Annotated in this window: 11 protein-coding genes; 5 read left to right on the top strand and 6 right to left on the bottom strand. The window is 67.8% G+C overall.

What is annotated here, in order from left to right; translation table 11 throughout:
• The 5 genes from ACU0BR_RS11680 to ACU0BR_RS11660 all read right to left on the bottom strand — a co-directional run.
• Positions 1-503: molybdopterin-dependent oxidoreductase (locus ACU0BR_RS11680; RefSeq protein ID WP_446157009.1), on the bottom strand; the 503-nt coding region annotated here is incomplete at its 3' end.
• Between the two features lie 102 nt (positions 504-605).
• Positions 606-803, bottom strand: a complete 198-nt coding sequence (locus ACU0BR_RS11675; protein ID WP_446157008.1) for a twin-arginine translocation pathway signal protein — start codon at positions 801-803, stop codon at positions 606-608.
• 62 nt (positions 804-865) lie between these two features.
• A complete protein-coding gene (locus ACU0BR_RS11670; RefSeq protein WP_446157007.1) occupies positions 866-1,483 on the bottom strand; it encodes a TorD/DmsD family molecular chaperone in 618 nt (205 codons plus the stop codon).
• A 67-nt stretch (positions 1,484-1,550) separates the two neighbouring features.
• The gene (locus ACU0BR_RS11665; protein ID WP_446157006.1) at positions 1,551-2,312 is read right to left on the bottom strand and encodes a DUF3306 domain-containing protein; all 762 of its coding nucleotides are present in this window, start codon (positions 2,310-2,312) and stop codon (positions 1,551-1,553) included.
• Positions 2,309-2,878 carry a DUF3305 domain-containing protein gene (locus ACU0BR_RS11660; RefSeq protein WP_446157005.1) on the bottom strand — a complete coding sequence of 190 codons (570 nt, stop codon included), beginning with the start codon at positions 2,876-2,878 and terminating at the stop codon, positions 2,309-2,311. The genes ACU0BR_RS11665 and ACU0BR_RS11660 overlap by 4 nt, the downstream gene beginning before the upstream one ends.
• A gap of 308 nt (positions 2,879-3,186) precedes the next feature.
• Here ACU0BR_RS11660 and ACU0BR_RS11655 point away from each other — a divergent pair, with 308 nt between their 5' ends.
• The 5 genes from ACU0BR_RS11655 to ACU0BR_RS11635 all read left to right on the top strand — a co-directional run bounded on the left by ACU0BR_RS11655 (position 3,187) and on the right by ACU0BR_RS11635 (position 7,712).
• Positions 3,187-5,145, top strand: coding sequence for a 4Fe-4S binding protein (locus ACU0BR_RS11655; protein WP_446157004.1), 1,959 nt, complete (start codon positions 3,187-3,189; stop codon positions 5,143-5,145).
• Positions 5,146-5,213: 68 nt separating this feature from the next.
• Positions 5,214-5,417, top strand: a complete 204-nt coding sequence (locus tag ACU0BR_RS11650) for a DUF6494 family protein (protein ID WP_446157003.1) — start codon at positions 5,214-5,216, stop codon at positions 5,415-5,417.
• On the top strand, positions 5,414-6,481 hold the full coding sequence (gene apbC, locus ACU0BR_RS11645; protein ID WP_446157002.1) for an iron-sulfur cluster carrier protein ApbC: 1,068 nt from the start codon (positions 5,414-5,416) through the stop codon (positions 6,479-6,481). Before ACU0BR_RS11650 ends, apbC begins: the two co-directional genes overlap by 4 nt.
• Positions 6,478-7,236: a DUF4444 domain-containing protein gene (locus ACU0BR_RS11640; protein WP_446157001.1), complete on the top strand. Its 759-nt coding sequence runs from the start codon at positions 6,478-6,480 to the stop codon at positions 7,234-7,236. The genes apbC and ACU0BR_RS11640 overlap by 4 nt, the downstream gene beginning before the upstream one ends.
• On the top strand, positions 7,233-7,712 hold the full coding sequence (locus ACU0BR_RS11635) for a DUF6505 family protein (RefSeq protein ID WP_446157000.1): 480 nt from the start codon (positions 7,233-7,235) through the stop codon (positions 7,710-7,712). The genes ACU0BR_RS11640 and ACU0BR_RS11635 overlap by 4 nt, the downstream gene beginning before the upstream one ends.
• A 135-nt stretch (positions 7,713-7,847) precedes the next feature.
• On the opposite strand, the gene carB is transcribed toward ACU0BR_RS11635, so the two are convergent.
• A partial coding sequence (gene carB / locus ACU0BR_RS11630; RefSeq protein WP_446156999.1) for a carbamoyl-phosphate synthase large subunit occupies positions 7,848-10,333 on the bottom strand: 2,486 nt, incomplete at its 5' end.

Below are 10,333 nucleotides of genomic sequence, written 5' to 3'. Positions count from 1 at the left end.
GAGCCCAGCCAGTAGACGCTGTCGGGCCCCGAGGTGTCGCGGATCTCGGTCATCTGGTCGCCGATCTCGTTGATCGCCTGATCCCAGCTGATCCGCTTCCACTGACCGCCTTCCTTTTTCATCGGGTATTTCAGGCGGCGTTCGCCATGCGCGTGCTCGCGCACCGAGGCGCCCTTGGCGCAATGCGCGCCCAGGTTGAACGGGCTGTCCCAGCCGGGTTCCTGGCCGACCCACACGCCCTTGTCGACCTCGGCGATGACCGTGCAGCCGACGGAGCAGTGGGTGCAGACCGATTTGATCGACTGCATGGCGTTGCCGACGGCCTGCTGGGCCGAGGCCTGGGTGACCGTGCCGCCCGTCGCGCCGAGCGCGGCCAGACCGCCGATCGCCAGGCCCGAGCCGCGCAGAAACGCGCGCCGGTCGACCGACTTGCCGGTCCCCTCGGACAGGGGCGTGGTTCTCTGGGCGCGTCGTGCCACCCCGTTCGTCTTTTTCCTGAGCATTGGATGTCTCCCTCGCTGGCGCCGGTCCCGACCGGCCGCCACAGGTTGTCCTGTCGTGATCTTCGCCCTCAGGGGCGAGCGGACCGCAGGGTATGGTTCGGGTTAGAAGCGTGCGGTGTCGTAATAGCTGCGCGTGTGCTGCGTGTCGCGCAGGCCGGTCCCGCCTTCGTCGCGCGGCGCCGCGGCCTGCGCGTCGGTGCCCGAGGCAACCACGGCGGCGGCAGCGGCGGGGGCCGTGACTGTCGCCATCTTCAGGAAATTTCGTCGGCTTGCGGCCTTGCCTTCGGTTTGCTTGGTCATCTTGTCGTCCTCCCCTTTGAGACGTTTCCCGTTCGTAGCGGGTGATTTGTCGATTGTATACATCAGTCGACCGTCATCCTGAACGCTTCGCGTTCGATTTCCATGAACACCCGTCCGGCCGCGCCCACCGACGCGTAAAGGACCGAGTTCTTGGCCCCTTCCAGATCGGTGAAGAAATGCGCGGCCCAGGGGCCGATGTGGCGCGACCAGAAATCCTTCTGGGTGGTCAGATCCTGCGGGCCGTTGAAGCGCCCGCGGATCAGCCCCGCCATCATTTCCATCAGGCTGGCGATGTTGTCTTCCGGCTCGAACACATTGGGCGCGCGGCTGATGCGCAGGCGCGCCATGTCGCCGCGCAGCACCGCCAGCGGCTTTTCGTTCAGAAAGCCGGTCAGATAAAAGCTGGCATAGGGCAGCAGCTCGCCGCGGCCCAGGCCGATGAACAGCGCATTGAATTCGCGTTCGGCGGCCTGCGGGGTGGTGGCGGCCGCGACGCGGCCCAGCGATTGGATGGCGCTGCCGAGTTCGCTCTGGTCGCCCTTGAGCGCGGCGGCGCGTTTCAGCAAGCCGCCGTCCGGCGGCGCGGCCAGCATCACCGACAGGAAATCGTAAAGATCGGCGCGCAGGCCGTCTTCCTCGGGAATATCGGTCATCATGTCCGGTGTGGCGGTGCTGGTCATCGCGCGGCCTTTGCTGTTGGGGAGGGCACGGAAAGATCCGTGATGTAACGGGGGGTGTGCGATGTCATCAATGCTCCTCCCCGTCAAAGGCAAAGCGCATCCGGCGCCGCTGCGTGCCACTGGCGAGCCTCGGCGCGGCGGAGGTGTCTTCCTCGTCGTGCGTAGCCCCGGTGCCACTGTCTCGATCGCTGGCCCGATCACCGTCGCCCCGGTCGTCGTCGCCCCGGTCGTCCCGGGCCGCCGACGCCGGGTCGGTTCCGGCATCGGTATCCGCCGTCGCGCCCAAGTCCGACTCCGCGTCCGGGGACAGGGCGGCCGACGCGTCAACCGGCGCATCATCCAGCGTATTTTCGCGCCCGTTTTCCGGCCCGTTTTCCGACCCGTCTTCTGTCAGCGCGGCCCCGGCGGCCCTTTCGGCCTCCTCGCGCTTGCGATCGAGGTAAAACTGCATGCCCTGACCGACCTTGTAGCTGGTCTGCACGACGTCGTTCACATGCGCCGCGGCGGTATAATCGTCGTTGTAATCGACCAGATTGTCGAGATTGGCGAGCACCGGGTCCGACACCCACAGCCGCCGCAGCGCGCGGCGCCGCAGTCGTTCGGGGACGGCGCGCTTCATGAAGGCGGCGAAATCATCGCCGGACACCAGCGTGTCGGGGTCGGGCAGGTCGAGCTCCTCAAGCAGTTGCTCGTCGGTCTTTTCCTCCTGCGCGGCGCGCTCGGCCCGCTCGCGCAGTTCCTGCGCCTCGCGCTCCTCGGCCTCCGCCTCGGCGGCGACGGCAGCGCGCCGACGCGCCCAGAAGTCGGCGTTCCCGGACCCGCGGGTCATTGCATCCGCTCCCGCGCGGGGAGGGGGGCGCGATAGACGTCGGCGGCCTGGCGGATGCGGGCATCGCCCTTGCCGTCCACCTTGCCATCCACGCGGTGACGGTCGCGGCGGCGCTTGACGAAATCGTCCTGCTCGTGGTGGTCGCGCACGAAATCGGCCACCACGGCCGCCAGCCCCTCGGGCATCGGCACGCGCTCGACCAGTTCGTCGCCGCTGTCCTGGTAATCCTGCCCTTCATAGGGGGCGGCGGTGGCCAGCAGGACCGCGAGCGGCCGCGCCGCGTCCGAGGTGCGACGCATTACCACGTATATCGAGGGCTCCCGCGTTGTAAGGTTGTGCAGATAGGCCTCGGTGTCGCCGCGCCACAGCTCCAGCGGGACGGTGGCGACATGGTACTCGACCACATCGCCTTCGCGGCGCAACTCGCGCCAGTCGGCAGGGCCGGCCCCGGGCAACACGGCAACGGCTGTCCAGCACCAGGACGCCCAGCGTGTGACGCCGGGTGTTTTCCTGATCACGATGCCAAGACGGATCGTCTTGGGGCCGTGCTGCGGGGCAGTGTCCATTAAATGCGCGATCCACTCGGTTCGGCGCAAAGCTGACTTTGCAGAATTGCGGTTGCGATTGGTCTGATATTGTAACCAATGCGCCGCGCGATCAATTGCAAAAATGACGTTCATGTCCGAAATCCGATCACGATTGACGCATTTGGCCATTGCGGCGGGCTGCCGGGGCAACACCCGGATTTGACTTTACCACGCGGCCCAATCGTGTCTACAACCCCCGGAACACCAAGCGAACGCGCCCCGGCAGCACGGGGACATCGCACGAGATCCGCAATGGATCAGCCCTGGGCGACCGAGAAGAGGTGGGAATGGCCAAGACATTGATATTATGCGACTGTCTGGGCAGCCAGCAGATCGACGCCGCGGCTTTCGACGGGGTCGGCGGCACTACATGCTCGCGCATCCACACCGCGCTCTGCACCCGTCAGGCAGGCCGCGCGGCGGAGCTGATGGCCGATGGCGACACGATCATCGCCTGTCAGCAGGAACGCCGGGTCTTCGAGGATCTGGCCGAGGAGCTGGGCGTGGAGCAGCCCGCCTTCGTCGATATCCGCGACCGCGCGGGCTGGTCCGACGAGGGCGCGGAAGCCGGGCCGAAGATGGCCGCACTGCTGGCCGATGCGCTGCTGCCCGCCACCACGGGCCGCTCGGTCGACGTGATGTCCGAGGGTCTGTGTCTGATCCTGGGTCCGGCCGAACGGACATTGCCCGCGGCCGAGCGGCTGTCGGATGCGCTGAACGTGACGGTCCTGCTGGACGAGGGGGATGAGCTGCCGCTCGAGCGCAGCTTTGAGGTGATCGGCGGCCGCCTGCGCCGCGTCGAGGGCGCGTTGGGCGGCTTTCGCGTGCATCTGGACGGGTTGCGCCAGCTTGAACCGGGCGGGCGGGGCGATCTGAGCCTGGGCGCCCCCCGCGATGGCGGGCAGACCGAATGCGATCTGATCCTCGACTTGACCGGCGGCACGCCGCTCTTTCCGGCCCATCACAAGCGCGAGGGTTATTTCCGCCCCGATCCGGGCGATCCCAACGCCGTGGCCGCTGCCGTGTTCGAGGCCGCGCAAACCGTCGGGACCTTCGAAAAGCCGCTTTATGTGCGGCTGGAGGAATCGCTCTGCGCCCATTCGCGCGCGCGCCAGCCCGGGTGCAGCAATTGCCTGGACAACTGCCCCACCGGCGCGATTACATCGGCGGGCGATCATGTCGCCGTCGATCCGATGATCTGTGCGGGCTGCGGGGCGTGTTCGGCGCTGTGTCCCTCGGGGGCGATCAGCTATGACGATCCGCCGGTCGCCGCGGTGTTTCGCCGGATCGAGACGCTGGCTTCCGCGTACCGGCGCGCGGGTGGCAGCGCGCCGCGGCTGCTGGTCTGCGATACCGACCACGGCAGCCAGATGATCTCCCTCGGTGCACGCTATGGCCGGGGCCTGCCCGCCGATGTGATTCCGCTGGAAATTCCGGCGCTGTCGGCCTTTGGCCACGCGGAAATGCTGGCCGCGCTGACCGGCGGTTTCACCAGTGTCGATCTGCTGCTGTCCCCGCGCAGCGAGGCCGATGTGCTGGCGCGTGAACTTGCGCTGGCCGAGGCGCTGGGCGGGCAGGGGCGGCTGCGGCTGCTGGACCCCGCCGATCCCGATGCGCTGAGCGAGGCCCTCTATGACGCCGCGCCCTCGGTCCCGGCCACGGAGCCCGTGCTGTCGATGGGCGCGCGCAGGCAGATCGCGCGCCACGCCGCCAAGGCGCTGGCCTCCGGGCTGGACGCGCCGCTGCCGCTGCCGCAGGGCGCGCCCTACGGGGCCGCGCTGGTGGATCAGGATGCCTGCACGCTGTGCCTGGCCTGCGTGTCGCTCTGCCCGTCGGGGGCGCTGGGCGACAACCCGGATCGCCCGCAGCTGCGCTTCCAGGAGGACGCCTGCCTGCAATGCGGCATCTGCGCCAATGTCTGCCCCGAAAACGCGATCACCCTGCTGCCGCGCATGGATCTGTCCGATGACGCCTACCGCCAGCGTGTCGTCAACGAAGAGGAGCCCTACGACTGCATCGAGTGCGGCAAGACCTTCGGCGTGAAATCCACCATCGAGAAGATCGTGGAAAAGCTGGCCGGCAAGCACGACATGTTCGCCGACGACAAGGCGGCACGGATGATCCGCATGTGCGATGACTGCCGGGTCAATGCGCAGTATCATTCCGAGAACAACCCGTTTTCGGGCGGTGCCCGGCCCCGCGTGCGCACCACGGATGATTATTATTCGGACCGCAAGGACCATTGAAGGGCCGGTGCCCGAACCGAGAAGACCGGCGGGCGCCGTCCCGCTGCAAGCAAGGAAAGGACGTAGCAATGAGCGACGATTTCAACATGAGCATGCGCAAGTACCTCAAGCAGGTGGGCGTGACGTCGCAGCAGGCCATCGACGAGGCGATGCGCGACGCGGGCGTCGAGAAGACCGCGGGCCGGATGTACAACGCGCGCATGGTCCTCAAGATCGACGAGCTTGACCTGGAGCATGTGGTCGAGGGCCGCATCGCAGGTCGCGACGAATGAGCCTGACCCGCGAGGATGTGCTGGACGCGCTGAAAGGCGTGAAGGACCCCGTGTCGGGCAATGACCTGCCGTCCACCGGCATGGTGCGCGCGCTGACGGTGCAGGACGGCGCCGTGCGCTTCGTGCTGGAAATCGACCCGGCGCGTGCCACGGTGATGGAACAGGCCAAATCCGACGCCGAAGACGCGGTGAAGGCCCTGGCGGGGGTGCAATCGGTCTCGGTCGTGATGACGGCCCATTCCGCGCCCAAGCCGCCGCCCGACCTGAAGGGCGCCAAGCGCGCCGCGCCGGCGGGGCCGCAAAAGATCCCGGGCGTCGATCGGATCATCGCCATCGCCTCGGGCAAGGGGGGGGTGGGCAAATCCACCGTCGCCGCCAACCTGGCCGTGGCGCTGGCCGCCGAGGGGCGGCGCGTGGGGCTGCTGGATGCCGATGTCTACGGGCCGTCGCAGCCCCGGATGCTGGGCGTGTCAGGCCGGCCCGCCAGCCCCGACGGCAAGACCATCCTGCCGCTGCGCAACCACGGTGTGACGATGATGTCCATCGGCCTGATGACGCGCGAGGACGAGGCCGTCGTCTGGCGCGGCCCGATGCTGATGGGCGCGCTGCAGCAGATGATGATGCAGGTGCAATGGGGCGCGCTTGACGTGCTGATCGTGGATCTGCCGCCGGGCACTGGCGACGTGCAGATGACGCTGGCGCAAAAGGCCGAGGTCTCGGGCGCCATCGTGGTGTCCACCCCGCAGGACGTGGCCCTGCTGGATGCGCGCAAGGGGCTGAACATGTTTGAAAAGATGAAGGTGCCGGTGATCGGGCTGATCGAGAACATGTCGACGCATATCTGTTCCAACTGCGGGCATGAGGAACATATCTTCGGCCACGGCGGCGTCGCGGCCGAAGCCGCCAAGATCGGTGTGCCGCTGCTGGCGGAGATCCCGCTGCACCTGGATATCCGCGTGGCCGCCGACGGCGGCGCGCCGATCGTGGCCTCGCGCCCCGACAGCGCCCAGGCGCAGGCGTTCCGCGATGTGGCGCGCAAGCTGGTCGAGACCGGCCAGGCATGACGCCCGAACAACAGGACGCGGTGGCGGAATTTCCGCCACTGCTGAGCAGCCTGCCCCTGACGGGCGCGCAGGACCCCTTTGCCGAAGCGGTGGCGCGCGCGCGCGCGGGCTGCGACGCGGGGCTGGTGGCCCATAACATCACCGCCGATGCGATCCGCGCCGCCATCGTCTTTGCCCCCGAGGTGGCGCTGGAACAGGCGCTGACGGCCCTGCCGATCTGCGGGGTGGGGATCCAGAATGCCCTGGGCGCGATGGGACCGCCGGAGGTGGCGGTGCAGCTGCGGTGGCAGGGCGATATCCTGCTGAACGGGGCACGCTGCGGCGGATTGCGCGCGGCGGCCTCGACCGCAGACCCGGCCGATGTCCCGGATTGGCTGGTGGTGGGGATGTCGCTTGATCTGATCCCGCAGAACGACGATGCGCCGGGGGCCACGCCCGAGCGGACCTCGCTCTACGATGAAGGTTGCTCCGAAATCCATCCCGTTCGCCTGCTGGAAGCCTGGGCGCGTCACTGTCTGGTCTGGCTGAACCGCTGGGCCGAGGACGGGGCCGCGCAGTTGCACCGTGAATACACCGGGTTGCTGGCGGATCTGGGCAAGCCCGTGCTCCTCGCGCTGGGGCAGGGCGATGCGGCGGAACAGGTCGCGGGAACCTTTAGCGGCGTCGATGAGGATTTCGCGATGCTGCTGAAAGGCGAAACCACCACCCGGGCGCTGCCGCTGAGCGCCCTGCTGATCAAGGACGACGCGCTATGAAGCTGGCCCGAGCCATCCATTTCGACGACAGCGACCGCCGCGTCTTCCACAGCCCCGCGCGCACCGGAGAATGGTGCATCGCGGGCGGCTTCGAGTTCTCGAACTGGTCCGAGGCGGATCTGACAGGCAAGGCGCGGCAGGCCTTTGCCAACGGCTGGCTGGGGCTGGAGACCTTCGGCCGCGTCACCTTCGTCGCCGTCACCCCGATCGAGGCGGCCGAGCGCGACGCGCTGACCGAAGCGCTGACGGGCCATTTCATGGATGTCTATGGCGCCCCCTCGCGGCAGGAGGCCCTTGCCGTCGCTCATGAGGAAATCGCCCATATGGTCGAGCTGTGCGAAGACCACGATCCCAACACCCTGCTGACCATCGCGCGGGAGCTCACGGAATCGGGGGTGCGCGAGGGCTATCGCTTCGTGCAGCCCGATGCGGCCGCGCTCGAACAGTTCGCGATCCACGGCGCGCTCGACGAGTGAGCCTGCCGAAGTGATTTCCTTGCCTTCGGCGAGAGTATTTGGCCCAAGAAGAAGCGCATGAGCCGCGGCTTCTCTTTGGTCCAAATACTCCCGCCGGAGGCATCGTTCCCGTAGCGGTGCGGCGAACCGCGCGCGTCAGGCCTGAAGCGGCATCACATCCATTTCGCCCTCGCGCGCGGCGCGCATGGCCAGCGCGACGGCGTGGCAGGCGGCGGCGGTGGTGAAATAGGGCACCTTGCCGTAGAGCGCGACCGAGCGCATCTCGCGGCTGTCCTCGACCGCCTGCGCGCCCTCGGTGGTGTTCATCACCAGGTCGATGCCCTTGTCCTTGAGCAAGTCCACGATATGCGGACGGCCCTCATAGACCTTGTTGACCAGATCGGGGTTCAGCCCGGCGTCGCGCAGAAAGGCGGCGGTGCCGGCCGTGGCGATCAGCGTGAAGCCCAGATCGTGCAGCACCCGCGCGGCCTCGACCATCATCGGCGTCTTGTCGGCGTCCTTGATCGAGACGAAGACGCGCCCCGCGCGCGGCAAGACCACGCCCGCGCCCAGCTGCGCCTTGAGGAAGGCGCGGTGGAAGCTCGCGTCCGATCCCATGACTTCGCCGGTGGACCGCATTTCCGGCCCCAGCAGCGTATCGACGCCGGGGAAGCGCGCGAAGGGCAGCACGGCCTCCTTCACGGCGAAACGGCCGATGTCGGGGGCGACCAGGTCGAAGGCGTCCAGCGTCTCGCCTGCCATCACCCGCGCGGCGATGGAGGCGATGGGGCTTTTCACCGCCTTGGCGACGAAGGGCACGGTGCGGCTGGCGCGTGGATTGACCTCGATGAGGTAGATTTCATTCTCGCCGGCCTCGTTGGCCTTGACCGCGAATTGCACGTTCATCAGCCCGACGACGCCCAGTTCCAGCGCCAGCGCCTCGGTCTGGCGGTGCAGCGCCTCGATGATGTCCTGCGGCAGCGAGTAGGGCGGCAGCGAGCAGGCGCTGTCGCCGGAATGCACGCCTGCCTCCTCGATGTGCTGCATGATGCCCGCCACATGCACCCGGCTGCCGTCGCAAAGCGCGTCGACGTCGATTTCGGTCGCGCCCGAGAGGTAGCTGTCGAGCAGCACCGGGCTGTCGCCCGAGACGACGACCGCGTCGCGGATGTAGCGTTTCAGCCCGTCCATGTCGCGCACGATCTCCATCGCGCGGCCGCCCAGCACGTAGGAGGGGCGGATGACCAGCGGAAAGCCGATGTCGGCGGCGATCTCCAGCGCCTCGGCGTCGGAATGGGCGATGCCGTTGCGCGGCTGTTTCAACCCCAGCCGGTTGACCAGGTCCTGGAACCGCTCGCGGTCCTCGGCCAGGTCGATGGCGTCGGGGGTGGTGCCCAGGATCGGAATGCCCTCGGCCTCCAGCGCGCGGGCGAGCTTGAGCGGCGTCTGGCCGCCGAACTGCACGATCACCCCGTGCAGCGTGCCGCGCTGCTGTTCCACGCGCAGGATCTCCATCACATGCTCGAAGGTCAGCGGCTCGAAGTAGAGGCGATCGGAGGTGTCGTAATCGGTGCTGACCGTCTCGGGGTTGCAGTTGACCATGATGGTCTCGTAGCCCGCGCCGGTCAGGGCGAAACAGGCGTGGCAGCAGCAATAGTCGAATTCGATCCCCTGGCCGATGCGGTTCGGCCCGCCGCCCAGGATCACCACCTTCTTGCGGTCCGAGGGGCGCGCCTCGTCCTCGACCTCGCCCATCACGGGCGCCTCGTAGGTGGAATACATGTAGGGCGTCTGCGCCTCGAACTCGGCGGCGCAGGTGTCGATGCGCTTGAAAACCGCGGTCACGCCCAGGTTCTGGCGCGCGCGGCGCACGTTCTGCTCGTCCCGCCCGGTGAGCTTTGCCAGCCGCGCATCGGTGAAGCCCATCATCTTGAGGCGGCGCAACCCGTCCTCGGTGACCGGCAGCCCGTCGCGGCGGATGTCCTGCTCGGTCTCCACGATTTCGCGGATGCGGGCCAGGAACCACGGATCGAAGGCGGTGCTGGCCTGGATCTCTTCGTCGCTCAACCCTTCGCGCATCGCCTGGGCAATGATGCGGATGCGGTCGGGGGTCTGGCGGCTGAGCGCCTTGACCACGGCGGCCTTGTCGGGGGCGCCCGGGATCTCGATCTCGTCGAAGCCGGACAGGCCGGTTTCCATCGACGCCAGCGCCTTCTGCATCGATTCGTGGAAGGTGCGGCCGATCGCCATCGCCTCGCCCACCGATTTCATCGCGGTGGTCAGATGCGGCTCCGAGCCGGGGAATTTCTCGAAGGCGAAGCGCGGGATCTTGGTGACGACGTAGTCGATCGTCGGCTCGAAGCTGGCGGGCGTGACCTTGGTGATGTCGTTGTCGAGCTCGTCGAGCGTGTAACCCACCGCCAGCTTGGCGGCGATCTTGGCGATGGGAAAGCCGGTGGCCTTGGACGCCAGTGCCGACGAGCGGCTGACGCGGGGGTTCATCTCGATCACCACCATGCGGCCGTCCGCCGGGTTGATCGCCCATTGCACGTTCGACCCGCCCGTTTCGACTCCGATCTCGCGCAGAACGGCGATACTGCCGTTGCGCATCGCCTGATATTCCTTGTCGGTCAGCGTCAGGG

This window comes from Brevirhabdus sp. (genome assembly GCF_052826345.1).
This window is presented reverse-complemented; position numbering and strand designations above follow the sequence as displayed.

Excerpts from the sequence above, each read along its gene's own strand:
- ACU0BR_RS11655 (WP_446157004.1), top strand. The coding sequence starts at position 3,187 with ATGGCCAAGACATTGATATTATGCGACTGTCTGGGCAGCCAGCAGATC.
- ACU0BR_RS11675 (WP_446157008.1), bottom strand. The coding sequence starts at position 803 with ATGACCAAGCAAACCGAAGGCAAGGCCGCAAGCCGACGAAATTTCCTG.
- ACU0BR_RS11660 (WP_446157005.1), bottom strand. The coding sequence starts at position 2,878 with ATGGACACTGCCCCGCAGCACGGCCCCAAGACGATCCGTCTTGGCATC.
- ACU0BR_RS11650 (WP_446157003.1), top strand. The coding sequence starts at position 5,214 with ATGAGCGACGATTTCAACATGAGCATGCGCAAGTACCTCAAGCAGGTG.
- ACU0BR_RS11670 (WP_446157007.1), bottom strand. The coding sequence starts at position 1,483 with ATGACCAGCACCGCCACACCGGACATGATGACCGATATTCCCGAGGAA.
- ACU0BR_RS11635 (WP_446157000.1), top strand. The coding sequence starts at position 7,233 with ATGAAGCTGGCCCGAGCCATCCATTTCGACGACAGCGACCGCCGCGTC.
- ACU0BR_RS11640 (WP_446157001.1), top strand. The coding sequence starts at position 6,478 with ATGACGCCCGAACAACAGGACGCGGTGGCGGAATTTCCGCCACTGCTG.
- ACU0BR_RS11665 (WP_446157006.1), bottom strand. The coding sequence starts at position 2,312 with ATGACCCGCGGGTCCGGGAACGCCGACTTCTGGGCGCGTCGGCGCGCT.
- apbC (WP_446157002.1), top strand. The coding sequence starts at position 5,414 with ATGAGCCTGACCCGCGAGGATGTGCTGGACGCGCTGAAAGGCGTGAAG.